Origin of the sequence: Streptomyces venetus, from assembly GCF_039540295.1 — a bacterium.
Lineage (GTDB): Bacteria > Actinomycetota > Actinomycetes > Streptomycetales > Streptomycetaceae > Streptomyces > Streptomyces venetus.
On the sequence record NZ_BAABET010000002.1, the window covers coordinates 930,227 to 954,428 of the forward strand.

Below are 24,202 nucleotides of genomic sequence, written 5' to 3' on the forward strand. Positions count from 1 at the left end.
TTCATGTGAGAGACCCATGAGAAAAGAGTCAACCTGTCCTTTCTCTGAGAGTTCTCGCGAACGCCCGCACAACGCGCCGTGATGGCCCAGCATCGTGAGACGTTTGCTGCCGGGAAACGTACTAGGGGTTTACACCCTTGTGGCCTGGACCCTTGTGACCTCACGAGAACGGGAGTGTGCTTCATGCGGAGTTACCGGAAGCCGGTGGCGGTCGGACTGGGCTGCCTGATCGCCCTGGCCACCACCGCGTGCTCCGAACAGGGCGAGGCGGCACGCCCGGCACCCTCGATATCGGCCGCGCCCGGCAGTTCGTCAGCCGCTGCGCCCGGCGCCTCGTCCCCCGCCGCGGCCGGCACGTCGTACGCCCCGTACGTCAGCGCCACGGAAGCCGCCGGTACCGACTCCGCCGGCTCCCCCACCACGTACAACCTGGCCTTCGTCATAGCCGACGGCGGCGACTGCACCCCGCGCTGGAACGGCACGCACGCCATCGGCGACGCGGCGGTGAAGTCCCGTGTCGCCGCGCTCAAGAAGGACGGCGGCCAGGTCCGGGTCTCCTTCGGCGGCGCCTCCGGCGAGGAACTCGCGGCGGCCTGCGACAGCGCGCCGGACCTGGCGGCGGCCTACGGCGCGGCACTCGACGCGGCCGGTGCCACCCGGGCCGACTTCGACGTGGAGGGCGACGACCTCGCCGACTCCGCCTCCATGGAGGTCCGTTCGGAGGCGATCGCGCTGCTCCAGAAGGAACGCGCGGACCTGGAGGTCTCTTTCACGCTCCCGGTCATGCCCTCCGGCCTGGACAAGAACAGCCTGGCGCTGCTCGGCTCCGCCAACAACAACGGCGTCGAGGTCGGCACGGTCAACCTGATGACGATGAACTACGGCGAGTCCTACGACGGTGACATGGGCGGCTACGCCCTCACCGCGGCCAAGGCCGCGCACACCCAGCTGAAGAAGGTCTTCGGCACGTCGGACGCGCAGGCGTGGCGGGGCATGGCGCTCACCTCGATGATCGGCGTCAACGACGTCGCCGGCGAGACCTTCACGCTGGCCGACGCGGCCGAGGTCCGTGCCTTCGCCGAGGAGAAGGGTGTCGGGTGGGTGTCGATGTGGTCGACGGCCCGGGACCGGAGTTGCGCGAAGGGCACCGCGACCGACCGGGCGGCGACCGACTGCAGTGGGGTGAAGCAGAGTTCGGGGGCGTTCGGGGAGGAGTTCGCGGGCTGACCCGCTATCCACTACCCGCCACCTTCCACCTGCCACCCGCTCCCGGAGACCGCCCGCTCAACGGCGCCGCTCCCGGAGACCGCCCGCTCAGCGGCGCCGGTGCACGAGCCGCCCGCTCAACGGCGCCGGTGCACGAGCCGCCCCGCGCACACCGTCGCGACGCACTCCCCCGCCTCGTCGTACACGGCGAGGTCGGCGCGGCCGGTCAGGACGATCGCGGTGTTGCGCGCACGCGACAGCACGACGACGTCGTTGCGCTCGGCGGCGGACCGGAGTTCGGCCGAGTCGACGTACTCCTCCAGGACCGCCGTCGCACCGAGCTTCAGCACCGCGTGGACGCGTTCGCGCGGGCTCGGGGCGTCCGGGAGCGGGCCCTCGTGGACGCGGGCGGGGCCGAGGGTGCCCGGCCAGCGGCGCACCCGTGCCTTCGGGAACGCCTCGCGCACGTCGTCGAGTTTCCCGACAGCACCGATCCGGTCCCGCCCGACGACCACCGCACCGCCCTTGACGGGATCGGAGTCCCAGGTGATGCGGACCGCTTCGGCCGTGTGAATGGTCTCCAACTCTGCTGCGCTGCCGATCGGTTGAGGTGGATCAGTAGGGGCGACTCGGCCGGTGCGGCTCAGTTGGGGGCGAGCAGCTTCAGCTCGGGGTGAGCCGTGCCGCCCTCGATGGCCGTGGACGAGAAGTGCGAGACCACGCGGTCGTCGACGGGGTCGTTCGCCGGGTCGTCGTGGACGACGAGGTGCTCGTACGTGGTCGACCGCTGCGCGGGCACCCGCCCGGCCTTCCGGATCAGGTCGATGATCTCCATCCGGTTGGACCGGTGCTTGGCGCCGGCGGAGGAGACGACGTTCTCCTCCAGCATGATCGAGCCGAGGTCATCGGCGCCGTAGTGCAGGGAGAGCTGCCCGATCTCCTTGCCCGTGGTCAGCCACGAGCCCTGGATGTGGGCGATGTTGTCCATGAACAGGCGGGCGATCGCGATCATCCGCAGGTATTCGAAGAGGGTCGCCTGCGTCCGGCCCTTCAGGTGGTTGTTCTCGGGCTGGTAGGTGTACGGGATGAAGGCGCGGAAGCCGCCCGTGCGGTCCTGGACGTCGCGGATCATCCGCAGGTGCTCGATGCGCTCGGCGTTGGTCTCGCCGGTGCCCATGAGCATGGTCGACGTGGACTCCACGCCCAGGCCGTGCGCGATCTCCATGATCTCCAGCCAGCGCTCGCCGGACTCCTTCAGCGGGGCGATGGCCTTGCGGGGCCGCTCCGGCAGCAGCTCGGCACCGGCGCCGGCGAAGGAGTCGAGCCCGGCGGCGTGGATGCGCCGGATGGCCTCCTCGACCGACACCTTCGAGATCCGGGCCATGTGCTCGACCTCGGACGCTCCCAGGCTGTGGATGACCAGTTGCGGGAAGGCCTGCTTGATGGCGGAGAAGTGCTTCTCGTAGTACTCGACGCCGTAGTCCGGGTGGTGCCCGCCCTGGAACATGATCTGCGTGCCGCCCAGCTCGACCGTCTCGGCGCAGCGGCGCAGGATGTCGTCCAGGTCGCGGGTCCAGCCCTTGTCGGTGTCCTTGGGGGCGGCGTAGAAGGCGCAGAAGCGGCAGGCCGTGACGCAGACGTTCGTGTAGTTGATGTTGCGCTCGATGATGTACGTCGCGATGTGCTCGGTGCCCGCGTACCTGCGGCGGCGTACGGCGTCGGCGGCGGCGCCCAGCGCGTGCAACGGGGCGTCCCGGTACAGCGCGAGCGCCTCGTCGGGGGTGATCCGCCCACCGGCGGCTGCACGGTCGAGGATGGGCTGAAGGTCGGCCTTCTCGGTCACCGGGCGTCCCTTTCGTAAGGGTTGTGGACGGACCAGCCCAGCGTACGCCAGGAGATCGCAGGCCCTGACGTCAGGCCGTGCGGGCGGGGTCGGAGGCGCCCGGGTACGGGGGCGGCGGGTACGGGGGCTGCGGGTACGGGGGGTACGCGGACTGCGGGTACGGCGGGTACGGGTACGGGGCATGGGGGTGCGGGGGATGCTGCGGCATCACCGGGGGTGAGAGCCGCTGTGGTGTGCGGCGGCGGGCGAGCCACAGGACGATCGCCGCGTAGAGCAGATCCGTGGCCATGGCCGCGAGGGCCAGCTGCCAGGGCGCGTCGGCCGCCGTCTCGTCCGAGGCCAGGCCGTCGACGACCGCCGCTGAGACACCGAAGGCCAGCAGGTTGTTCATCACGTGCAGGGCGATGGCCGCTTCCAGCCCGCCCGTGCGGATCGTCAGCAGCCCCGAGACGATTCCGGACACCGTCAGGCCGATGAAGCCCCACCGGGTGCCCCAGCCGTGGGCGGCGGCGAACAGCACGGCCTGCGGGAGCACGGCGAACCAAGCAGAGCGCACGAAGGCACCGACCGCCTGGGTCAGCCAGCCTCGGAAGACGTACTCCTCGGCGGCGGCCTGGAGCGGGACGAGGAGCGCCAGCACGGCCAGGGAGACCAGGAACGAACGCCAGCCCACCCACACGTCGGAGTCACCGCTGCCCGGCAGGAAGAAGGCCGTCACCGTCAGCAGGAGGATGGGGGGCGTGGCGGCCAGCAGACACCACCCCAGCCAGCCGATCCGCAACCGCCCGGTGACCGACGACACGGTGCCGACCGCCCGCCGCCCCGGCCACAGCACGACCAGCAGCACCAGCGGCAGGGCCAGGGCGATGGACACCAGGTCCATCGCCGTGCTGCCGAGAGGCCCCAGGTCGACGCCGTCCGACGTCTCCGGCAATCCGGCCACCATCCCGAGCACCTCGGAGCCGGCCAACAGCACGACGAGCAGCACGAGGTAGGCGCCGAAGAACAGCAGTCCCCCGACCACGGGTCGCCACCAGCGGTGACGACCCGTGGTGCGGTCCAGGCGGTGGTAGGGGACGCCGGTGGGGTCGGGCGGCGGGAACGCGGTTGACATGATCAGCATCATGACAACCGGGGCAGACCTCCGACGTCCGCCCTCAGCATGAGTACGGATTCAGCCCCAGGGGTGATCCGCTGTCCTGAACCGGAGTGGCGACCAGGCCGGGGTCAGGCTGTGTACGCGCCGACGAGCAGCCCCAGGAACGCACCCGCGATCAGGAACGGCCCGAACGCGATCGCCGTCTTGCGTGAGGCTCGCCGTGCCACGACCAGGGCGCCGCCGTACAGCGCGCCCAGCAGGAACCCGGCGAAGGTGCCGAGCATCACCGTCGGCCAGCCGTACCAGCCCAGTACCGCTCCCGTGCCCAGGGCGAGTTTGACGTCGCCGAAGCCCATCCCCGCGGGGTTGATGAGGAACAGGACGAAGTAGCCGCCGCCCAGGGCGAGGGAGCCGAGCAGCGCGGTCGTCCAGTGCCCCGCGTGCTCGGGCACGAGTGCGGTGAGGCCGAGCAGGGCCAGTGCGGCCCCGGCGAACGGGAGGGTGAGCGGGTCGGGCAGCCGCCGTACGCGGAAGTCGACGACCGTGAGCAGGACCCCGACGGGCGCGAGCAGCAGCCAGACGCCGAGCTCGGGCCGGGTGCCGGTGGCGGCGGCGAGAGCGGCGCAGACGAGGGCCGTGACGCTCACCAGTGGTGTCGTACGCGGCCCGTGTCCGCCGCCCTCGCACTCAGCGCACGCGGCACGTCCCAGCCAGCCCTTGAGGGCATGGCCGTCGGGGCAGGCCCGGCGCCACGGCTCCCCCGCGGGGGCCGAGAACCGGTAGGCCGCGCGCGGCAGGAACGCGCCCGCCGCCGCACCCCACAGCGCGGCGGCGAGAACGAGCAGCCCGGTGTTCATCCCACCGCGGCGATCGCGTCACGCCACGTCGGCAGCAGCTCGTCGAGCAGTGCCTCGGTGCGCGGCGGCAGACCACGGGCCCCGCTGCGGCCGATGAGGTCGGTGGCGAGCCCGGTCAGCCGGTCCGTGTCACCGGTGGCGTGGGTGGCGCGCAGCAGCTCGTGCCACAGCCGCTCGTCGGCCGGGGCCGTGCGCAGGGCCGCGTTGAGGGCCTCGATGGCCTTCTCCGCCCGGTTCTTCTCCATGTGGAACTCGCACAACGCGAGCCCGGTGTCCGCGACCAGCAGCGGCAACTGGGCGTCGACGATCTCGTGGCCGAGCCACCGGTAGCGGCCCTCCGGCCGGTCGGCGAGCAGCGGCCCGCGCACCAGCACGAGCGCGTCGGTGAGCAGCCGCCCGCGCACGGCCCGGCTGCCGGCCCCGCTGCCCTGCGTGGCCTCGTGGTAGAGCGACCGCAGCACATCCAGGTCGGAGACGACGGACTTGGCGAGGGTGAGCCGCCCGGTGCCGTCCCTGCCGAGGCGGGGCGTGCCGTCGGGGTCGGCGCCGAGCCAGTCGCGCAGCCGGTCCAGCAGGGCGTCCCGTACGTCGTCGGTGACGCCGCGCGGCCACAGCGCGGAGGACAGCACGCGCGGGTGCACGCCCTCGCGGTGCAGGAGCAGCAGGGCGAGCGCCTCGTGGAGCAGAGCGCTGCGCTCCCCGTCCGGGGTGTCGAGCCCGATGATCTCGTACGGCCCGACGAGCCGGGCGTAGACGGCCGGCCGCCCCTGCTCGCTGATGTCGACGAGGAACGGCGGGGCGGTCGCGGGCCCGTCGGCCTCGCGCTCGGGGTCGGCCTCGACGAACAGCTCGACCACGGCACGCTGTTGGGCGGTGGGCAGCAACTGGGCGTCGAGCTCCAGCCCGAGGAGCGGCGCGAGCAGCTTGCCCTGCCCGGTGATCTCCATCTCCCAGGCGGCGCCCGGCAGGTCGCCGGTCTCGGTGCCGACGAGGTAGCCGATGCCGAGCCGGCCGGCGTCGGCGGCGAGTTCGGCGAGCTTGACGGCGTCCTCGGCGGACGGCTGAGCGGCGAGCAGGACGAGGTGCGGGGCCCAGCGGGTGTGCTGGGCGGGCCCGGTACGGCCGGTGAGGACGGAGTCGTGCCCGGCGGCTCCGAGCGCGCCCCGCCGCTGCCGCGTCTCGGCCTCCATGGTCTCGACGAGCGCCTCGACGTCCTCGAGGTGCCGGATCCGGTTCGGCGCGAGCGGGGTGAGGTCCTCCCCGAAGCCGACGAGCGTGATGGTCATGCGGTCGGACCAGCCGTTGGTCGCCAACTCGGCGGCGACGGACGCGAAGACGGCGGCCCGGTCGGCCTCCCGGCCGGAGAGCGAGACGATGCCGGGCACCGCCTCCAGGTTGAGCAGCAGCCGCGAGTCGTCCATGGTGCCGAGGCTGACGAGCCCCGGGTAGGGCGCGGCCGTGTCGACGTCGTCCTCGTAGCGCTCGGCGTCCGCCCGGGCCAGCATCCAGAAGGTCTGGTCCTGCCCCTGCTGCCAGGGGGCGGGCGGCTTCCCGGCGGGCTGGGCGAGCTGGAGGTGCAGGTCGCCGTTGCTCAGCCAGGCGGCGTACACGACCGGCAGGGCCCGCGACTCCTCGGCGAGGGAGGCGGCGAGACCGCGCAGGCTCCGGTCGAGCAGCCGTACGCCCTCGGGGTCGGCGCCGACGAGCAGCGCGTCCTGGACGTCCTGGGCGTCCCCGGTCGGCGTGGGCGGTTCCATACCGCGCCGTCCGCCGACGGACCCGAACGCCGACTGCCACAGCGCCTGCCGGCGCCGGCGCCCCAGGGCACCGAGGAGGCCGGCGGCGAGCAGGGGGGCGGCGAGGAGGGCTTCGGGGAGGCCGAAGGAGCTGTCCGACTCGGCGTCGACACCGGTGACCTGCTGGTGACCGGAGTCGGGGGCGGGCCGCTGCTGGTCCGGGAGGGACACCTGGGCGGCACCGCCACCGGCCTGCTCGTGTCCGCCGCCGCCCTGGGCACCGCCTCCGCCTTGGGCGTGATCTCCGGTCTGGGCGTAGTCGGAGATCTGCTGCTGCACGTCCGGCGAGACGTTGGGCGCCTCGGCGGGCATCTCGACGAGCTCGCCGCCGCGGGCGTCGCCCGGCATCTCCATGATCCACCCGGGCCGGATGAGGCTGGCCTCGGAGAGCTTGGACCCGTCCGGCTGGATGCGGTCCTTGTTGAGCTCGAAGATCTCCTTGTAGCGACGCCCGTCACCGAGGTGCCGGTCCGCTATCTCCCAGAGGGAGTCGTGGTGACGCCCCTCGGGCGGCTGGATCCGGTAGTACTTCGTGTCGCCCTGCTTGGCGGTGCTGCCGCCGGCGTCGGCGTGGGCGGCGGCGTGCGAGGCCTGCTCGGCGAGGGCGGACGCGGCACCGGCGGCCTGCTCCTGCTGCTGGGCGAAGAGACCCGGCGTCTGCTGGGCCGCGGCGACGGTGGGCCTCTGGTTGGCGTCGTAGCCGCTCTGCCCGAGCTGCGACAGCCCGGGCGTGAAGCTGGCGGCGGTGGCACCGACGAGCAGCAGTGCCGCGACGAGCTGCCGGGCGAGCAGCTGACTGGGCCCGGCCCCCGGAACCCGCCCCGGCACGCCGACGCCGGACAGCGCGGCCTTCATCTCCACGAGCACGCAGGCGGTGAACTGGGCCCACGCGAGCCACACGACGACGGTGAGGATGTTCAGGAACGTGTGGACGGTGATCTCTTGCTGCAACCAGTCGAGGCTGGGCACCCCGTTCGGCAGCGGCCACCCGATCTGCGTGGCCAGCGCGCCCGGCACGCCGACGAGCAGCACGGCGAGCGCGACGAACGCGAGGAACGCCTTGACGAAGTCCCCGAACGACCGCCGCCGGATCCGCACCGGCTGCGGCGTCCGATTCCTCGGGACCGTCGTCCCCGTCGAACTGCCCGGGCTGCTTCCCGTCGTACTTCCCGTCGTACTTCCCGTACTTCCCGTCGAGCTTGACGAGCTTGAGGTGCGGCGTCGTGGCATGGCGGGTGTCCTGGGGTCGTGTGTGGAGTGCCGTGAGGCGAGCTGTGAGCGGAGAGGTGTGCTGAGCCTACAGAGATCTTATGGACTCTTTTTGAGGTCGTCGAAGGATGGAGGGAAGTGACCCCGGTGACGTCCGATTTGCCCCCGTAGCCCCGTGCGCTCACCCGCAAGACCGACCGCCAGGGTCACACCCTTCGCGAGCGCTACGCACACTCCTCACGCTCCCCACACAGTCAACCATGTTCGACCAGGGGGCCAACTCCCGCCCCTGATAGCTTCGTTCCCTGTCGCACACGCCGAACTTCGGGGGAGACGCCGTGGCCCGCCGCGCCCTGACCACCACGACCGCCGCGTTCGCAGCGACGGCGGCCCTTCTGCTCACCGCGTGTGGCGGGGGTGGCGACGACACGTCGCAGGACGACATCAAGGGAGCGGACGGGGGATCGAAGAGCCCCTCCGCGTCCGCCTCCGGCCCCGCCGCGGCCGACCGCCCGGACGTCAGCGTCCCGAAGGACCTCAAGCTGGTCTTCGACTTCGACAAGCCCTCCGACACCAAGCAGGCGGCCGCGCTCGCCGACGCCGAGAACTACATCCGCGCGCTGAAGCACGGCATCGCCGAGCAGGATCCGGAGGATCCGGCGTACCGGTTCTATTCCGGCGCGCAGGCCTCGCAGTACGCCAAGTCGCAGATCGAGTCCTGGGTCGAGGGCGGATGGACCGTCACCGGGACGGACGAGTACTACGACGAAGACGTCACCCCGCTGAAGAACGGCAAGAGCATCCTCGTCTCCTTCTGCAGGAACCAGGCCAAGTTCTACGGCAGGGAGATCAAGTCCAAGAAGGTCCTCCGCACCAAGGAGAGCCTGGACAGTTACCAGTCGTGGAAGCTGCTCATGATCCCGCCGTCCGGCTCCTCGCAGGTCTGGAAGACCGGAAACGTCGAGGTCTTCGGGAAGGCGAAGCAGTGCCGATGACGACACCCGCACTGCGGGCCGCGGGCTGGGGTGCCGCCATGGGTGCCGCCGCGGCCCTGTGGACCGGCGGCATCGCTCACGCCGACGGGCCCGCGCAGGACACCACCTCTCCCTCCGCTCCCCCTCCTTCGGGCAACGCGAACGACCAGGAAGTGTCCGCTGCCGTCTCCAGGATCAGGGTCACCCAGAAGAGCGGCCCTGTCGGCGGCAAGCAGGGCACCCTCTCGTCGACGGACGTGAACTGGGAACCCCCGCCCTGCTGGTACGAGCCCGTCATGACACCGGAGCAGCTCAAGAAGTTCTCGGAGACGAGTGACGCCCTGGGGCATGTCAGCCCCCACGCCTCCTGGGGCGGCAAGAAGCTGTGGACGGACCACTACCGGGACGGCAAGGACGCCTACAACTACGAGGACGAATCCATGGTCACCCGCAAGGGTTACAAGGATTACAACCTCGGCAAGGACGGCTACTTCTGGCGCGGCGTGGCCCGCGACCAGGACTCGTACGACTGCGAACGCGTCATGTTCTGGCAGGACGCCGGCGAGATCCCCGACGTACCGAACGCCCCGACGGCCGAGACGCTCGCCGACTACGCCTACGACAAGGTCAAGGTCCCGGACACGAAGGTCGAACTGAAGCCGCAGACCAAGTCCACGGTCAACCTGCCCACCTGGGTATGGCTGGACAAGGGCACCTTCAAGGACGTCAAGGTCCGGGCCGAACTCCCCAACACGAACCTGTGGGCGGAGACCACCGCCAAGCCCGTCGCCCTCCACCTGGAGCCGGGCACCGAGGACGCCGAGGTCTTCCCCGCCTCCGGCGACTGCGAGATCAACGACGACGGCAGCATCGGCACCCCGTACACCAAGGGCAGCGCCGACCGGACCCCGCCCTGCGGCATCCGCTACCTCCGCGCCACCGACGGCACCCCGTACCACCTCTCCGCCAGCATCACCTGGCAGATCACCTGGGAAGGCTCCGGCGGCACCGGCGGCGACCTCCCCGACGGCACCTTCGAGACGACACAGGACATGAACGTCCAGGAGATCCAGTCGATCAACCGCTGACGCGAGCTGAGAGGCGGGCCGCGACACAAGGCCCACCTCTCTCGCAATCTTTCTTCCGCCCTTTCTTCCGCATACGCCGAACGCACCGAACCTCGGGGGAGACGAACCGTGGCACGCCGCGCTCTGCCCATCACCGCCGCCACGCTGACCGCGACAGCGGCCCTACTGCTGAGCGCCTGCGGTGGGGATGACGACAAGTCGCCGGACGACACCAAGGCAGCGGACGCAGGCTCGAGCCCGTCGGCTTCGGCTTCGGCGACCACCCCGCCCCTCGCCAAGCGCCCTGACATCACCATCCCGAGCAGCTTCCAGTTGACCTTCGAGGACTGGACGAGCAGCGACCCCCGCCGCCAGGCGGTGCTCGACGACGCCGAGGAAGAAGTCCGGGCCGGCTACGCGGCGATCATCGCGAACGACCCCGACAGCGAGTCCGTCGCCTTCTACGACACCGAGGGCGTCCGCGGGCAGACCAAGGAGTGGATCAAGTCCTACACGGACAAGAACCTCACCGTCATCGGCAAGCTCCCCTCCTTCAACCCCCGGGTCGTCCTGGCCGAGAACGGCCAGGGAGCGGCGCTCACCTACTGCACGGACGAGAGCGACGCGAAGACCAGGAACCGCAAGACCGGCAAGGTCGAGGGGAACCCGGCCGGCACGAACCCCTACGTCGTCTACGCGGTCTCCCTGACGAAGAACGAGCAGGGAGTGTGGCAGAACTCGTCGGTGCGTTCCGAGCGGGGGAAATGCTCCAGGTGAGGGGCGCGTACCAGGGGGATGATGGCGCCGATGCCTCAGCCCGTCGACCGCAGTCGGTCCCTTGAACAACTCGAAGGGCGACGCCGGCCGGAACCACCTCAAGACGCGACCTCGAGCGTCAAGACCGTCTACGAGCTGCGCCGACGGTCAGGCTGCCGGCGGGTGGAAGCATGCCGTGCGGTAGGTTCCAACCACGTTCTGATGCAGACGTTGCACGCGCTACGGGGGAGCACACGTGTCGCACAGGCCGACGGACTGGCACATACTCGACCTGGACCATGACCCGACCCCGGGCGATCCACAACGTATCCGCAAACTCGCGGGCGAGTTGCATGACTTCGCCGACGACGTCGCCGACGCCCTGCGTGATCTGAAGGGCATAGCCAAAGAGGACGAGATCCTCTCCTGGGCGGGCAAGACGGCGGACGTGTTCGCGGAGGAGTTCGCGGACGCACCCAAGAAGCTGCGGAAGCTGAAGAAGTCGTACGACCTGGCCGGCGACGCCCTCGCTTCCTTCTGGCCGGACCTGGAGACCGCTCAGGACAAGGCCGACAAGGCGCTGCGTGACGGGCGCAAGGCTCGTGCCGAACTCACCACCGCCCAAACGGCATTGTCCGGCGCCAACGACTGGGTACGGACGGCGACGGAGAAGACCGACTCGTACGACCCGTCGAAGAACGGGGGCAAGGACGTCCCCAAGCCGGACGAGGCCGAGGTCCGCCGCGCCACACGCAACGCGCAGCACGCCAAGGCCCGTCAGACAGCTGCCGAGCAGGACGTCCAGACCGCGCAGAGTGCCCTCGACGCCGCCAAGAAGCTCGCCGGCCAGGCGCAGCGGATGCGCGAGGAGGCCGCCCGCCGCACGGTCACGCAGTTGCAGGAGGCCTCCGACGCCGGGATCCCCAACCGTCACTGGTGGGAGGAGATCGGTGACTGGGTGTCCGACCACTGGGACGAGATCGTCACCGTCTGCAAGTGGGTCGTGACCGTCGTCGGCATCATCGTGATGATCATCGGCGGGCCGCTGGGCTGGCTCGTCTTCGCGGCGGCCCTGGTCGTACTCGCCGACACGATGAGAAAAGTGATCAACGGCCAAGCAGGCTGGGGCGATCTCCTATGGGCGGCACTGGACTGCATACCCGCCACCAAAGGATTCACCAGCCTCGCCAAGCTCGGAAAGCTTTGGAAAGCCGGGGGACTGAAAGCGCTTGGTGCCGGTTTCATGGCTGGCATTGGCGGCGGATTGAAGAACCTCGGCAATAGTGTTCGCGCACTGAAGGACGTCCGGTTCCTGACCTTCAGTATGATGGGAAAGAGTCGTTGGTGGAAGGCCGACTCCCCTCGCGTCAGTTCACCTACCAGAGCGGCTGACGACGCTCTCCCTTCGGATATTCCCGTTTACCACAGGGATGGGGCAACTGCCATTGGGTACGATCCTGCCACCCTCAGGAACTTCGATGTGGCAGAGCGCCTACCCGGCTATCAGGACGTCATCATTCACGGCACGAGGGACGGACGCATGCTCGCAGGGGAGGCAAACCGAGCGGGCCTGCGAGCAGGTGGCCACACCGTTCACCCGAACCATATCCTTGATACGATCAACCGAATACCCGGCTACAGCGGCGAGCCCATCAGGATGCTCACCTGTCATTCTGGGGCTGCCCAGCCGCAGGTCATCCAAGGAATAGCAAACTCTCTGGGAGTTCCAGTCAAAGCTCCTACCAACGCTGTGGGTGTGCCCAGCTTCGGCGAGGGGCCCTTCACACCGCACATCAGGGACGGCGGAGTGTGGCTCACTTTTCTTCCCATGGTCTGACGGTCGCGGCACCACAAGGAGTTTCGATGATTCGCCCCGTAGGATTCTTCTCTGAACTCTCTCCCGGCTGGGGACTGGCCGAGAGCGGCTCGATCAGGGATGCCGTCAGGACCTCAGGCGAGCCGGACGAGAACAGAATCGTCGAGTACCTCAGAAGGGGAACCGGAATCTGGAGTGAGATGAGTGCGGGACCGGACGTCCTGGACCCCGACGCACCCGATCTGACGGGAATCGGATCACTCTTCACTGATGGTACTTGGATCTGGCGCGAGGACCTCCCTCACTATGTGGCCAAGTATCATCTTTCGCTGCCTGACGAGTTCGTTGAGCACATCAGGGCCCTGCGCTACGAGGCGCCGCCAGTGCCCGAATCCAGGCTGGTCGAAATTGCGACACAGGACCTCGGAATCGACATGGGATAGGTTTGCGGTCCGGAAGAGATAGGTTGTACTGATGCCCAGTTTCTCACTGGCAGTTCCAGAATCCTGGTGGGAGTTCGACGTCCGTCCGGAAGGCCGCGAGGCCACTATCAGGGCCCTTGTCGATGAGCGAGTCCGGGAAGTGCCAGAACTCGCTGCATATCGCGCCGACGTGAGTTCCATGCTCCGCAAGATGGCCAAGGACGCGCATGACTCCGGAGCCCTCTACATGGGCTGCATGGCGGAGAACTTCGACGGCATCCCGTTGTCCGCGACGGTCACGGTCTCGGCCCTCGGCGCGAGGAACAAACAGGGTGTAACCCTGTCCACGGATCCGCGTACCATCGCCGAGAGTCTGCGCACCATCACACCTCACCGCGAAGGTGACGCCTGGCGCACGGTCACGACCGTCGAGATTCCCGAAGTGGGTCCGGCCGCTCGCACGTACGGTGTCGAGGACGTACCCGTCGCCGAGGGAGACAGCCGCACGCTGCGCATGGTGCTGACCCAGACGTACGTGCCCGTACCGGGAAACAGCGACCAGGTCGTTCTCGTCTCGGGAGCCAGCCCGGTGCTCGACCTGGCCGAGGCGTTCCATGACATCTTCGACGCCGTGACAAGCACGTTCCGCTTCATCTGAGCCGTCTGAACCTGCTGGGGGACCCACATGAGCAAGGGCAAGAGCGACCTCGCGCTCCCGCTCACGGAGTTGGAGGGCTATGGGCGCCGGCTGCGCTCCATCAAGACCCGTCTGAATCACACCAAGAAGCTTTTCGAGTCCTACAAGGACGACATCGGTGACGGCAGCGTCAATGACGCGCTCGATGATTTCGAGTCCAACTGGGAGGACGGGCGCGAGGACATCACGCAGCAGCTCGATGCGCTGGCGAGTATGTCCGATGCCGTGGTCCGTGAGTTCAAGAAGCTCGATGACGAACTCACCAAGAAGGTCAATGACGCCATGAAGACCGAGGACAAGCGGGGCGGGAAGGGCGACAAGGGGAAGGGTGGGGGCAAGTAGCCCTCAGCCCGGAGGAAATGAGAAGGCCCCGGATCCGGAGATCCGGGGCCTTTCGCACGCGTGGAGTCAGGAAGCGACGCCGGCGTTGAGGTGCAGGTCCGTCGCCACGCCCTGGGGCGAGACGGCGAGGCCCAGGCCGCCGCCGACACCGGTGGTGACGCCGGCGGCCGTCGTCTCGACGTAGAGGCCGGCTGCGGCACCGGCACCCGCGGCGACGCCGCCCGCCTGGCCGCCGGCGATGGTGTCCAGCTCGGCGTCGGACATCTGGGCGGTCTCGATCTGCGGGGTGAAGGCCATGGGAGGCGGTTCCCTTCGTTTCATTAATTCGAAGTGCTCGAGCGTGACCGATCAAAGCACGTCGGAAGAAGGGTCGGCCAGTCAGTGGTGATGAGCGGGCAGCCGGATTCGGTTACTCATTCATGAGTGTGGCCATTCGGTCACCGAATGGCCCACCGCCTTCACATTTCCCGCCGTTGCGCGGTACAGCAGTGCAATGCGCAACGTGCTGAGGGAGCTGCCCCCTGCCCGTGCCCTGCTTTCTCACGGCCTCACGGTGAACGGTGTGCAGATCCGTCGAAGGTTCCGGATCAGCGGTTCACCGACTGGATCTCCCGCACCGTGACGTCCTGGGTCGTGCCGAATGTGCCGTCGGGCAGGTCGCCGCCCTGACCGTTCGTGCTCGTCCAGCTGATCTTCCAGGTCACCGTGGCCCGCAGGGGGAAGGGGCCGTCGTCGCCGGTGGCGCGCAGGTAGCTCACACCGCAGGGCGGGGTCTGGTCGGCCTTGCCCTTCGCGTACGGCTCGCCGATGCTGCCGTCCGCGTTGATCGCGCATTCGCCGGAGGACGGGTACGTCTGGGCGTCGGCCGTGCCCGGTTCGATGTGCAGGGAGACGGGTTCGGCGGTGGTGGTCGCCGACAGGCCCGTACCGGGGAGGCTCGCCGTCACCGACCGCTTCTTGAACTTGGCCTTGTCGAGCCAGATCCAGGTGGGCAGGTTGACCGTCGACTTGTCCGTCGGGGCCATCTCGATCTCGGTGTCGGGGACGGGGAGTTCGTCGTAGGCGTACTCGGCGAGGACCTGCGGGGAGACGGCCAGGGGTTCCTTCGGGGGCTCACCCTCGTCGACCCAGAAGGGCGGCTTGTCACAGGAGTTGGCTTCGGGGTCGTCCTTGCGGTTCGGGTTCACCGCCGCCGCCCAGAACATGCCCTCGCCCTGCTTGTCCAGGTTGTAGTTCTTGTACGGGTGCCCGTCCTTGTACCGGGTGTCCAAAGCGTCCCCGATGAAGTCCCCGATGCCGTCGAGGAGGGAGATGTCGAAGCCCCGCCACGCCTTCACCGTGGCCTGGATCTCCTTGGGCGAGAACGCGGGCTCGTACCAGCAGGCCGGGGGCGTCCAGTTGCCGTCGGCGGACGACAGGGAACCGGTCTTGGCCGTGTGGGAGGCACCGTCGACCGTCGTCCGCACCTTGGTCTGGACGGTGATGTTCTGGCCCTTCCTGCCGCCCTTCGCGTCGCCCAGGCTGGCCCCGTCGCCCGTCTTGCTCCCGGCCTGCGCCATCGTCGGCACGAGGGCCAACGGCAGTGCGAGCAGGATGGCGATCTGCACTCGCATACGCGTGGATGTCACGGTCGGCACTGCTCCGCTCCTCGCTGGGACGTCACCTTCGCGGCCTGCCAGACGCCCTTGGCGTTCTTCTCCATCCGCGCGTTGTAGGAGACGTAGTCGTCCGCGTCGCCGGGCGTACGCTTGACCTCCTTGGTCTTGCGGTCCTTGCTGAACGACTTCGTCTCGTCACCGCAGTACGTCACTGTCGCGGACGTCTTGCCGTCCAGGGTGACTTCGCGGTCGTAGTAGCGCGTCTGGCCGGTCCACGTGGTTCCGGCGTCGGCGAAGGACTGCACGTACGTCGCGGCAGCGAGCAGCGCGTCGTCCTTGCTGTAGAACTTCAGCGCCGGGTGCTTGCCTCCGTCCACGGTGATGGCCTCGTCGATCGAGTTGATCATCCGCTCGTTGTCCGCGAGCACCGCGTCCTTCACCGGATCCCCGGTCGACCCGCCCTCGAAGACGTTCTCCACGTCGGACGGCAGCTTGATCTCCGGCCGGTCGATGTTGTCGGCCGAGGCCGAAGCCGACGGCTTCGACGAACCCGACCCCGAGTCCGCACCCGCGATCTTGTCACCGTCTCCTGAGTTCGACGCGTCGTCCGAGCCACCGCAGCCCGTCAGCAGCAGCGCCACCGCCGCGGTCAGGGCGGCCGCGGCCGCCGTGGTCGTGCGTGTGCGCATGGGGTTGTACCTCCAGTGGGGGAATCGTGCTCAGCGGAGTCGGGGAGAGCGGGAGGCGACGGAGGGCTCGGGCATCAGCCCACCTCGTTCTCCGCCACCGCCTGCCCGTGGACGACCACGTCACCGCCGTAGAACATCCCGGTGAAGACCGGGGAGTACGTGAGCTGCACCTCGACCTCCACCTGCTGGGCGTCGGCCGCCACGCAGTGGGTCGCCGCGATGTCCGCGCCCGTCATGTCCATCTCGCGGGCGAAGGTCTTCACGCGGGCGTTGCAGTTCCCGAAGTTGATCGGCGCCGGGCCGCCCTCGTTCTCGTAGAGGGCGTCCCGGTCGATGTCCTGGGCGGCGTAACGGGCCGCCTGTTCGGCGATGTCGGCGGCGCGTTCCCGCTTGGAGATGGACAGGCCGCCGTCGATGACGAACGCCGACAGGGAGAGGAAGACCAGGGTGAAGATGATGACCGCGCCGGCGCCGGAGCCTCGGTCGTCCAGGTGCGCGCGGCGGGCGGCCCACCAAGACTGGCAGTACCTCACGCCGACCTCCGGAACGGGTCGAGCGGAGAGCTGAAGCTCGCCGTCAGCCTCGTCGGGACGTCGAGGCCGAGCATGGCGAGGCCCCGGACCTGGCAGCTCACCTCGACCGTGAAGATGGTGTCCGGCTCGAAGCCCTGGCTCGTCTGGACGACGGACACGGGGCCCGAGCAGACGTCCGCCAAGTTGGCCTCAGCGGCCTTCTTGGCCTCGGCCATGGCCGTCGCGTGGTTCTTCTGGATGGAGCCGGCGCGGGCGGCATCCCGGGCCGCTCCGTCGAGCGCTCCTCGGCCGTCCACCAACTGGCCGAAGGCCACCAGGACCAGGATGAACAGGATCATCACCGGTGCCAGGATCACCACTTCGACGGTGGACAGGCCCCGGTCGTCCGTCAGCCGGACGTTCTGTGGAGGAGACGGATCCATCAGTTCTCCTCCTGAACGAACCGCTCCACGGGGCCGGCCGACTGCGCGTGCACCGTCAGATCAAGCCCCGGAAACACCGTAGGCACCCGCGCCGCGATCTCCACACCCACCGTGTTCGGCTGCGGCTGCACCATCGTCACGTCCGGCGACAGCACCAGCTGCGGGCCCAGCTGCTGGATGTAGCTGTCCACCACGTCCTGGGCCTCGCCCCGCCACGCGCCGGGGTGTTCGTCGGCGGTGGCGCGGGCCTTGCGGGCTCCGGCCTGGGCCGCCGCCTGGGCCACGTGGTCGGCGAAGAAGTACAGCGCGAACTGCACCGTCGCGAAGATCATGAAGAACAGGACCGGGGTGAGCAGCACGAACTCGATCGCGGTCATGCCGGAGTCACCGCGGGCGGCCGCCGCTCTCCGCGCGGCCCGCACCCTGCGGCGTATCCGTCTGCTCACGTCTGCCGGCATCCCCGTGAACCCCGTTGCTCCTGAGAAGATCAGCAGGTCTTGCCCGCGTCCGCACCCTTGATGCAGTCGCCGACCTTGTTGGCGCCCTCGCTCAGCGCGGCGTTGATGATCGCGGCGACCACACCGACGATCGCCACGACGACCGCCGAGATGATGACCCACTCGACCGCGGAGGCACCGCGGTCGAGCTCGCCGGAGCGGGCCCGCTCGGTACGGGCCTGGAGGAAGGTGACCAGGAAGTCCACGGCGGGAATGCCGGTGTGGAAGTTGCGTCCGTTCATGACGACTTGTCCTTTCGAATTCGGTTCACGGAGGTTCTGGAGTTGTGAAGTTCGCTCACTGCACCTGGAACACCCGCATCGCCGCCGGAAAGATCAGGAACACCAGGAATCCGGCGCACAGCAGCAGCTGCGCGACGAGCATCGACTGGGACTTCTCACCCGCGCTGCCCTCGATCTCCGCGAGTTCGCGGTGCCGCATCGTCTCGGCGCGGGAGGCGAGGGACTCGCGGACCTTCGCACCGTCGTCCGCGACCAGGGCCAGCGAGGCGGAGAGGTCCTTGAGCTCCTCCACACCGATCTCCTCGCCCAGCGCGCCCAGTGCCTGCCACTGGCTGACGCCGGTGATCCGGGCGTCGGACAGGGCGTTGCGGATGCGCTGGTTGGCCCAGCCGTCCGAGACCTCCGCCGCCGCCATCAGGGCCTCCGGCAGACCGCGTCCACCGGCCAGGCTCATCGACACCAGGTCGAGGTACGCGCCGATCACGCGCCGGAGGTCGCGCCGCTTCTCGGCCGCGTCCCGCCGTACCTCGAGGTCCGGCAGGAAGAAGAAGATCAGTGCGAAGAGCAGGGCCAGCCAGACCGGGATGATCGGGCTCCTGCCCACACCCAGCGTCCAGACGATGGCGAACAGGAACGGGCCGAAGAACAGGCCCGCGACACCCAGCAGCACCTTCGTCGCCAGGAACTTCTCCCAGCTGCGCTCCAGGACGGCCAGGTCCGCGCGCAGCGAGCGCTGCTCCCAGCCCTGCTGGAGGTAGAACTCCGAGACCCTCAGGCCGACTTCGGCTCGCAGGGCGCCGAGGCGGCCCTTCTCCCGCTCGGCGCGCGCCGACTCGTAGGCGGCGGAGCTGCGGGCCCGCATCGCGTCGATCCGCGCGACCTGTGAGATCGCGCTCCGCTTGCTCGGCATGAGGGCGCGGACCAGGGCGTAGACGCCCAGGCCGATGATGGCGCCGACGACGAGCGGCATCGTCAGGTTCATCGCCGTACCCCCTCTTCCTGCGGCAGCTGCTGGGACGACTGCGACGGCGTCCTGGGACGGACGAACTGGACGGACGCCTCGTCACGTACCAGGAAGCGCTCCGGAGTCTCGATGGTGGACAGCTTGCGCAGCCACCAGAAGCCGAGCGCGAACAGGCCGCAGACACAGGCCAGGACGAGCTGGCCGGCGGGCGTGCCGTACGGCTCCACGAAGTCGCGGTTGAAGATGGACAGGCCGAGGACGAAGGCGATCGAGACCGCGACGACGATCTGCACCGAGCGCCTGGTCGAGGCCCGCTGCGCCATCACGCGCTGGCGCATGTCGACCTCCTCGCGGGCCGACTTGGCCAGGGCGCCGAGGACTTGGCGCAGACCCGGGCCGCGCAGCCGGGCGTTGAGGATCAGCGCCGCGACGATGATGTCGGCGGAGGCGTCGTCGATCTCGTCGGCGAGGTGCTGGAGCGCCTCGGGCAGCGGGGTGCGGGCGCGCAGGCGGTCGACGAGGGCGTCGAGGTGCGGGCGCAGGACCGGGGCGGCGGCGCGGGCGGAGGCCGGGATGGCCTGCTCCAGGCCCACCGCGCCGGCGATGGTGTCGCGCAGGGACTCCGTCCAGGAGGCCAGGGCCTCGACGCGGCGCATGGCGGCCCGTTCCTCGCCGGCGCCGCCGAACAGGCGGTCCCAGAAGAAGACGAGGATGCCGGCCGCGAGGCCCGCGACGGCCCAGCGGGTGAGGACGAGGACGACCAGGCCGACGATCGCGGCGAGTGAGCCGCGCTGCCCGGCGAAGCGGATGAGTTCACTGGCCCGCTGGGCGGCCTTCTGCTTCTCGTGGTCGGGCTTGGCGGGCAGTCCTCGTACGGCGATGAGCAGCAGGGCTATGCCGCCGCCCACGGCGACGCCGCTGCCGATCGAGTACAGGACGGTGGTGGAGAACAGGCCGCCCATGGAGCCGAGCGAGCCGAGCGCTGCGGGAGTCGTGTTCACCGCCGGCTCACCCCCAGGTCCCGGTCGGCCGGTACCCGTGTGCCATCAGTTCCTCCAGGCAGGCTATGGGGGCGTGCGGCACGATACGGCCGTCGGGAGCCTCGGCGAACACCTCGCTGGACAGGACGCGTCCGTCGACGCCGTTGACCTCGCGGACGGAGGTGACCATGCGCTGGAGGCGGCCGCCGTTGCCGAAGTTGTTGCGCCGCTGGATGAAGACGACGAAGTTGACCGCGCCCGCGATCAGCATCTGGCTGGCCTCGATGGGCAGCCGCTCGGAGGCCTGCAACGCGTAGGTGGAGATACGGTTGAAGACCTCGTGGGAGCTGTTGGCGTGGATCGTGGACAGCGAGCCGTCGTTGCCCTGCGACATCGCGTTGAGCATCGTGACGATCTCGTCGCCGAGGACCTCACCGACGATGACGCGGGAGGGGTTCATACGCAGCGAGCGTCGCACCAGTTCCGCCATCGGAATGGAGCCCTGCCCCTCGGAGTTGGGCAGGCGCTCCTCGAAGGCGACGACGTTCGGGTGCAGGTCGGGGAAGGTGTCGAGGCCGAGCTCCAGGGCCCGCTCGACGGTGATGAGGCGCTCGTGCGGCGGGATCTCGTTGGCGAGGGCGCGCAGGAGCGTGGTCTTACCGGCGTTGGTGGCACCGGCGATCATGATGTTCTTGCGGGCGCGGACCGCGCAGGCCAGGAAGTGGGCGACCTCGGGCGAGAGGGTCCCGTTGCCGACGAGGTCGGAGATGAACACCTTGCCCATGCGCGCCCGGCGGATGGACAGCGCGGGGCGCCGGGCGACGTCCATGACGGCCGACAGACGCGAACCGTCGGGCAGGCGCAGGTCGAGCTGCGGGTTGGCCGAGTCGAAGGGACGGGAGGACAGACCCGAGTAGGCGCCGAGGACCTGGATGAGCTCGATGAGCTCCTCGTCGGTCTCGGCGACCGGGTCGCCCTTCACCTCGCGCCCGTCGGCGTATCCGACGAAGACCTGGTCGCACCCGTTGATGTCGATGTTCTCGACCTCGGGGTTGTCCAGCAGCGGCTGGAGCCGGCCGACGCCGAACAGCGCGGCGTGCACGGCGGCCGCGTACTGCTCCTCGGTCTCGGCGTCCAGCGGCGTACGGCCCGCGTTGATCTCGGCGCGGGCGTACTCCTCCAGGATCTGGGCTATGACGGCACGGGCGTACTGTCGTTCGTCCTCCGTGGACATCGGAGTGACGTTGTTGATCTGGTCCTGCCGTCGCTGCTCGGCGATACGGTCGCCGGCGTCCTGGCGGAACCGCTTGACCAACTGGTGGTCGACAGCGGTCATGTTCCGGCCCCCGCGTGGCCCTGCATCGGGCCCGGGTGCTGGTGCTGGACGTGATGGGCCTGCTGAGCCTGGTGGGCCTGGTTCGCCTGGGCGGAGGCGGCCCAGGCGGCGCCGTACTGCTGGTACAGGTCGGCGGCGACCTTGCGGGCCGAGCGGATCAGCAGCGACTTGTCGAGACGGCCGCGCCTGCGGCCGGCCAGCTGGTCGGCGCCGGCCGGGTCGTCGGCGATGGTGCCGACCACGCGGGCGCCGGTCTGGGCGTGCACGAGCATGTCGTTGACCTGCGAGGCGAGTTTGCCCGCCGTGCCGGTGTCGGCGATCAGCACGACGCCGATCACCGGGTTGGCGAGGGTCGCGGCGCCGCGCGGGCCGCCGTGCAGCTTGCCGGCCAGGGCGGCGGCACGGTCGCGGACGCGGGCGAGGGCCTCCGGCTCGGTGCGCGAGATGAGCAGTACGAGCGAGGCGTGCGGGAACAGCTCGACGGCGGGGGTGTCCCCGCTGATGCGGCCGCAGTCGGCTATGACGTCGGCGGCGGCGTGCGGGGAGTCGGCGAGGGAGGCGAAGGCGTGCCCGAGGGTCGGCCACAGCCCCGCGAGCCCGGCCGCCTGCTCGGAGATGCCGAGCCCGACGAGCACTTCGAGCCCGCCGCTGAGCGGCTGTACGTGGTCCCAGAGCTGGTCCGGCGCGAGTCCGCGGCGCGCGGTGGCGGCGATGGACAGCATGCCGGTGTTGGGGTCGAGCGGTCCGCCGTGCGCGGCGGCACTGCGGTAGACGAGGTCACCGCCCGCCGGGTCCGCCTCGGCGAGCAGGACACGCCGCGGCCAGACCGCCGAGAGAGCGACGGCCGCGGTGGTGACGCCGGGGGAACCCTTGTCGGCGGCGAGAGCGATGAGCGCCATGGGTCGGGTGCCGCCTTCTAGTTGCCGGGGACGTGCACGATGGCGACCTGGTTCGCGGCCGCCGCGGAGGCGAGCGCGGCCGCGTCGGCCTCGTCGACGAGGAGGGTGAGCGAGAGGTTGCCCGTGCTCACGGTGGCGTCGTCGTCCTCGTTGACGCTGTTCACGCGCGCGTTCTCGACGATGGCACCGCTGCCGGAGGTCGAAGTGCCGCCCGAGCCGGTGTTGCTGTCGGAGTTGTTCGAGCTGGAACCGGTGGTGCTGACGCGGTAGGCGGAGACGACGTCACCGGCCTTGATGTCCGCGGGGTACGTGCCCTCCTTGAGGGCGAGGCCCACGGAGGCCTTGCCGGCGGGGAGGCTCGCCGTCTTGGCGAACATCTGGCCCATCACGACCGTGTCCTTGTAGATCGTGGTCCTGGCCTTGAGGGTCTTGAGGGTGCTCAGCTGCTCCCACTTGATGTAGTTGACGCTGTCGTCGGCGGCGACCATCACCGAGGTGACGTTGTCGCCGACGGACTCCCCGGCCTGGATCTCCTTCGTCACCTTGACGACCTCGATCCGGTCACCGGCCTGCAGCACGAGCATCGTCGCGCCCAGCGCGCCCACCAGGATGAGCAGCACCGCGAGCGCGGCCAGGGCCGGTTTGCGCTCGCGAGGTGGTGTGGGAAGCCGGTCGCCGACCGACGGCTGAGCCGGAGCGGCGGAACGACCGGCGCCCGCCCCCGTACGCTCTTGGATCTTCACGCAACCGCTCCCCGTACACCCAAGAAGTTATCTACCAAATAGGACACTTCACACTTCTCGGCCCTCTGAAGCAGTGCCTGAGCTGGCCGAATAGCCAGCGCCGAAGTGAGTGTCAAGCCATGGCACCGTATCAGCCGCACATAAGCCCCTCAAGGCGCGTCCGAACTCAGGGAACGCACCCCGCACGTCGTTACCCATCTGCAACTTCCGGCAGCCGGGGGCCTGTTGGGCAAAGGCCTGAAACGGCAGGTCAGCTGTGCTGAAGCGAATCAACCGCGACCACGTGAACGCGCCCGGCCCGAGGCGTTCACCACCTCTCGGCCATCATGCCTGCACGATTCACTCACGAAGTCGGGGCTCCGTCGCCATGCGCTCTTGCCTCGTGGGGGTGAACACCGATCCGAGCGATGGACCGTCGGGAGCGGACGGTGGGGTTCAGTAAAGTGCGGCGGCGTCCTCATCCAGGTCGTCATCCCCCCACGAGGAGTCCCTCATGAAGCGAGCCGTGCTCGCCGTCTCCGCCCTTTCCCTGCTGTCCCTCACCACGCTCACCGCGTGCGGCGGGAGCACCGGCTCGGAAGCGGCGGCCGACAAGCCCGAGCCGTCCGCCTCCCGGGCGAAGCAGGTGACTCCGGCGGAGCGGCTCGCGAAGTTGATGATCACGAAGGCCGATGTGCCCGGCCTCGATGTGAAGACCCCTTCGAAGCAGGACGACGAGTACGTCTTCGCCAAGTCCGCGGACGACGTGACGGTCGACAAGCCGGCCTGCGCCCAGCTGGCCCTCGCGATGCACCAACTGGCCGTCGGCGAGCCGCAGGCCGACCTGACCCGCCATGTTCCGGAGGGGAGCAAGTTCACGTACATCACGCTCACGACGTACGCCCCGGGCAAGGCGGAGTCGGCGTTCGCCGGGCTGTCCAAGGGAGTTGACGCATGCGGCGATGGCTTCACGGCGAAGGCGAACGGCACGAGCAAGTACGACTCCGTCACCACCGAGAAGCCCGTGGCGCAGGCCGGTGACCAGTCGATCGCGTTCCGCGCCACGACGACCTTCCAGGGCATCACCCACACCATGCACGCCCAGGCCGTCCGTAGCGGCGAGGTCGTCGCCGTCTACTTCTCCGTCGACGGCGGGGCCATGGTCCAGGACCGGCCGGGAGACGCCAAGCTCCCGGCGGCGGTGGTGAAGGCGCAGAACGCGAAGCTCGGCTGAGA

At 69.4% G+C, this 24,202-nt stretch carries 26 protein-coding genes; 9 read left to right on the forward strand and 17 right to left on the reverse strand.

Going from position 1 to position 24,202, the window contains the following annotated elements:
- Positions 1–183: 183 nt before the first annotated feature.
- Positions 184–1,227 carry a chitinase gene (locus tag ABEA82_RS09180; protein ID WP_345660850.1) on the forward strand — a complete coding sequence of 348 codons (1,044 nt, stop codon included), beginning with the start codon at positions 184–186 and terminating at the stop codon, positions 1,225–1,227.
- 116 nt (positions 1,228–1,343) lie between these two features.
- Here ABEA82_RS09180 and ABEA82_RS09185 read toward each other — a convergent pair whose 3' ends face one another.
- The 5 genes from ABEA82_RS09185 to ABEA82_RS09205 form a co-directional block, all read right to left on the reverse strand.
- Positions 1,344–1,790: a hypothetical protein gene (locus tag ABEA82_RS09185; RefSeq protein WP_345660851.1), complete on the reverse strand. Its 447-nt coding sequence runs from the start codon at positions 1,788–1,790 to the stop codon at positions 1,344–1,346.
- Positions 1,791–1,849: 59 nt separating this feature from the next.
- Positions 1,850–3,049: a cyclic dehypoxanthinyl futalosine synthase gene (gene mqnC / locus ABEA82_RS09190; protein WP_345660852.1), complete on the reverse strand. Its 1,200-nt coding sequence runs from the start codon at positions 3,047–3,049 to the stop codon at positions 1,850–1,852.
- Between the two features lie 70 nt (positions 3,050–3,119).
- Positions 3,120–4,163 (reverse strand): CPBP family intramembrane glutamic endopeptidase, encoded by a 1,044-nt coding sequence (locus ABEA82_RS09195; RefSeq protein WP_345660853.1) that lies wholly within the window; start codon positions 4,161–4,163, stop codon positions 3,120–3,122.
- A 113-nt stretch (positions 4,164–4,276) separates the two neighbouring features.
- Complete coding sequence (locus tag ABEA82_RS09200) at positions 4,277–5,005, reverse strand: prepilin peptidase (RefSeq protein ID WP_345660854.1); 729 nt, start codon at positions 5,003–5,005, stop codon at positions 4,277–4,279.
- Positions 5,002–7,899: a BTAD domain-containing putative transcriptional regulator gene (locus ABEA82_RS09205; RefSeq protein ID WP_345660855.1), complete on the reverse strand. Its 2,898-nt coding sequence runs from the start codon at positions 7,897–7,899 to the stop codon at positions 5,002–5,004. Before ABEA82_RS09205 ends, ABEA82_RS09200 begins: the two co-directional genes overlap by 4 nt.
- Before the next feature lie 449 nt (positions 7,900–8,348).
- Between ABEA82_RS09205 and ABEA82_RS09210 the strand changes: the two genes are divergently transcribed.
- The 7 genes from ABEA82_RS09210 (at position 8,349) to ABEA82_RS09240 (ending at position 14,084) form a co-directional block, all read left to right on the forward strand.
- Complete coding sequence (locus ABEA82_RS09210) at positions 8,349–9,005, forward strand: hypothetical protein (RefSeq protein ID WP_345660856.1); 657 nt, start codon at positions 8,349–8,351, stop codon at positions 9,003–9,005.
- Entirely contained in the window at positions 9,002–10,072 is a 1,071-nt protein-coding gene (locus ABEA82_RS09215; RefSeq protein WP_345660857.1) for a hypothetical protein, read from the forward strand. Before ABEA82_RS09210 ends, ABEA82_RS09215 begins: the two co-directional genes overlap by 4 nt.
- Positions 10,073–10,180: 108 nt before the next feature.
- Positions 10,181–10,828 carry a hypothetical protein gene (locus ABEA82_RS09220; protein ID WP_345660858.1) on the forward strand — a complete coding sequence of 216 codons (648 nt, stop codon included), beginning with the start codon at positions 10,181–10,183 and terminating at the stop codon, positions 10,826–10,828.
- 235 nt (positions 10,829–11,063) lie between these two features.
- Entirely contained in the window at positions 11,064–12,644 is a 1,581-nt protein-coding gene (locus tag ABEA82_RS09225) for a putative T7SS-secreted protein (RefSeq protein ID WP_345660859.1), read from the forward strand.
- Between the two features lie 26 nt (positions 12,645–12,670).
- Positions 12,671–13,066 (forward strand): hypothetical protein, encoded by a 396-nt coding sequence (locus ABEA82_RS09230; RefSeq protein WP_345660860.1) that lies wholly within the window; start codon positions 12,671–12,673, stop codon positions 13,064–13,066.
- A gap of 31 nt (positions 13,067–13,097) precedes the next feature.
- Entirely contained in the window at positions 13,098–13,703 is a 606-nt protein-coding gene (locus ABEA82_RS09235) for a hypothetical protein (RefSeq protein WP_345660861.1), read from the forward strand.
- Positions 13,704–13,730: 27 nt separating this feature from the next.
- Positions 13,731–14,084 (forward strand): hypothetical protein, encoded by a 354-nt coding sequence (locus ABEA82_RS09240; protein ID WP_003992223.1) that lies wholly within the window; start codon positions 13,731–13,733, stop codon positions 14,082–14,084.
- 66 nt (positions 14,085–14,150) lie between these two features.
- On the opposite strand, the gene ABEA82_RS09245 is transcribed toward ABEA82_RS09240, so the two are convergent.
- The 12 genes from ABEA82_RS09245 to ABEA82_RS09300 form a co-directional block, all read right to left on the reverse strand.
- Entirely contained in the window at positions 14,151–14,381 is a 231-nt protein-coding gene (locus ABEA82_RS09245; protein WP_345660862.1) for a hypothetical protein, read from the reverse strand.
- A gap of 290 nt (positions 14,382–14,671) precedes the next feature.
- A complete protein-coding gene (locus ABEA82_RS09250; RefSeq protein WP_345660863.1) occupies positions 14,672–15,712 on the reverse strand; it encodes a hypothetical protein in 1,041 nt (346 codons plus the stop codon).
- Entirely contained in the window at positions 15,709–16,371 is a 663-nt protein-coding gene (locus tag ABEA82_RS09255) for a hypothetical protein (protein ID WP_345660864.1), read from the reverse strand. Before ABEA82_RS09255 ends, ABEA82_RS09250 begins: the two co-directional genes overlap by 4 nt.
- A gap of 74 nt (positions 16,372–16,445) precedes the next feature.
- Positions 16,446–16,904 (reverse strand): TadE/TadG family type IV pilus assembly protein, encoded by a 459-nt coding sequence (locus ABEA82_RS09260; RefSeq protein ID WP_345660865.1) that lies wholly within the window; start codon positions 16,902–16,904, stop codon positions 16,446–16,448.
- Complete coding sequence (locus ABEA82_RS09265; protein WP_345660866.1) at positions 16,901–17,326, reverse strand: TadE/TadG family type IV pilus assembly protein; 426 nt, start codon at positions 17,324–17,326, stop codon at positions 16,901–16,903. Before ABEA82_RS09265 ends, ABEA82_RS09260 begins: the two co-directional genes overlap by 4 nt.
- Entirely contained in the window at positions 17,326–17,784 is a 459-nt protein-coding gene (locus ABEA82_RS09270; RefSeq protein ID WP_345660867.1) for a TadE family protein, read from the reverse strand. The genes ABEA82_RS09265 and ABEA82_RS09270 overlap by 1 nt, the downstream gene beginning before the upstream one ends.
- A gap of 29 nt (positions 17,785–17,813) precedes the next feature.
- Complete coding sequence (locus ABEA82_RS09275; protein ID WP_010041603.1) at positions 17,814–18,065, reverse strand: hypothetical protein; 252 nt, start codon at positions 18,063–18,065, stop codon at positions 17,814–17,816.
- Positions 18,066–18,120: 55 nt separating this feature from the next.
- Positions 18,121–19,047, reverse strand: coding sequence for a type II secretion system F family protein (locus tag ABEA82_RS09280; RefSeq protein ID WP_345660868.1), 927 nt, complete (start codon positions 19,045–19,047; stop codon positions 18,121–18,123).
- Complete coding sequence (locus ABEA82_RS09285) at positions 19,044–19,991, reverse strand: type II secretion system F family protein (RefSeq protein ID WP_345661013.1); 948 nt, start codon at positions 19,989–19,991, stop codon at positions 19,044–19,046. The genes ABEA82_RS09280 and ABEA82_RS09285 overlap by 4 nt, the downstream gene beginning before the upstream one ends.
- Before the next feature lie 46 nt (positions 19,992–20,037).
- Positions 20,038–21,345 (reverse strand): TadA family conjugal transfer-associated ATPase, encoded by a 1,308-nt coding sequence (locus tag ABEA82_RS09290; protein WP_345660869.1) that lies wholly within the window; start codon positions 21,343–21,345, stop codon positions 20,038–20,040.
- The gene (locus ABEA82_RS09295) at positions 21,342–22,244 is read right to left on the reverse strand and encodes a hypothetical protein (RefSeq protein WP_345660870.1); all 903 of its coding nucleotides are present in this window, start codon (positions 22,242–22,244) and stop codon (positions 21,342–21,344) included. Before ABEA82_RS09295 ends, ABEA82_RS09290 begins: the two co-directional genes overlap by 4 nt.
- A 17-nt stretch (positions 22,245–22,261) precedes the next feature.
- The gene (locus ABEA82_RS09300) at positions 22,262–22,987 is read right to left on the reverse strand and encodes a hypothetical protein (RefSeq protein WP_345660871.1); all 726 of its coding nucleotides are present in this window, start codon (positions 22,985–22,987) and stop codon (positions 22,262–22,264) included.
- 493 nt (positions 22,988–23,480) lie between these two features.
- Here ABEA82_RS09300 and ABEA82_RS09305 point away from each other — a divergent pair, with 493 nt between their 5' ends.
- Positions 23,481–24,200 carry a hypothetical protein gene (locus ABEA82_RS09305; RefSeq protein ID WP_345660872.1) on the forward strand — a complete coding sequence of 240 codons (720 nt, stop codon included), beginning with the start codon at positions 23,481–23,483 and terminating at the stop codon, positions 24,198–24,200.
- Positions 24,201–24,202 lie beyond the last annotated feature (2 nt).

Bases quoted from the DNA above. Each gene is read 5' to 3' on its own strand.
- ABEA82_RS09180 (WP_345660850.1), top strand. From the start codon at position 184: ATGCGGAGTTACCGGAAGCCGGTGGCGGTCGGACTGGGCTGCCTGATC.
- ABEA82_RS09195 (WP_345660853.1), bottom strand. From the start codon at position 4,163: ATGTCAACCGCGTTCCCGCCGCCCGACCCCACCGGCGTCCCCTACCAC.
- ABEA82_RS09200 (WP_345660854.1), bottom strand. From the start codon at position 5,005: ATGAACACCGGGCTGCTCGTTCTCGCCGCCGCGCTGTGGGGTGCGGCG.
- ABEA82_RS09215 (WP_345660857.1), top strand. From the start codon at position 9,002: ATGACGACACCCGCACTGCGGGCCGCGGGCTGGGGTGCCGCCATGGGT.
- ABEA82_RS09230 (WP_345660860.1), top strand. From the start codon at position 12,671: ATGATTCGCCCCGTAGGATTCTTCTCTGAACTCTCTCCCGGCTGGGGA.
- ABEA82_RS09235 (WP_345660861.1), top strand. From the start codon at position 13,098: ATGCCCAGTTTCTCACTGGCAGTTCCAGAATCCTGGTGGGAGTTCGAC.
- ABEA82_RS09240 (WP_003992223.1), top strand. From the start codon at position 13,731: ATGAGCAAGGGCAAGAGCGACCTCGCGCTCCCGCTCACGGAGTTGGAG.
- ABEA82_RS09245 (WP_345660862.1), bottom strand. From the start codon at position 14,381: ATGGCCTTCACCCCGCAGATCGAGACCGCCCAGATGTCCGACGCCGAG.
- ABEA82_RS09255 (WP_345660864.1), bottom strand. From the start codon at position 16,371: ATGCGCACACGCACGACCACGGCGGCCGCGGCCGCCCTGACCGCGGCG.
- ABEA82_RS09265 (WP_345660866.1), bottom strand. From the start codon at position 17,326: ATGGATCCGTCTCCTCCACAGAACGTCCGGCTGACGGACGACCGGGGC.
- ABEA82_RS09270 (WP_345660867.1), bottom strand. From the start codon at position 17,784: ATGCCGGCAGACGTGAGCAGACGGATACGCCGCAGGGTGCGGGCCGCG.
- ABEA82_RS09275 (WP_010041603.1), bottom strand. From the start codon at position 18,065: ATGAACGGACGCAACTTCCACACCGGCATTCCCGCCGTGGACTTCCTG.
- ABEA82_RS09280 (WP_345660868.1), bottom strand. From the start codon at position 19,047: ATGAACCTGACGATGCCGCTCGTCGTCGGCGCCATCATCGGCCTGGGC.
- ABEA82_RS09285 (WP_345661013.1), bottom strand. From the start codon at position 19,991: ATGGGCGGCCTGTTCTCCACCACCGTCCTGTACTCGATCGGCAGCGGC.
- ABEA82_RS09290 (WP_345660869.1), bottom strand. From the start codon at position 21,345: ATGACCGCTGTCGACCACCAGTTGGTCAAGCGGTTCCGCCAGGACGCC.
- ABEA82_RS09295 (WP_345660870.1), bottom strand. From the start codon at position 22,244: ATGGCGCTCATCGCTCTCGCCGCCGACAAGGGTTCCCCCGGCGTCACC.
- ABEA82_RS09305 (WP_345660872.1), top strand. From the start codon at position 23,481: ATGAAGCGAGCCGTGCTCGCCGTCTCCGCCCTTTCCCTGCTGTCCCTC.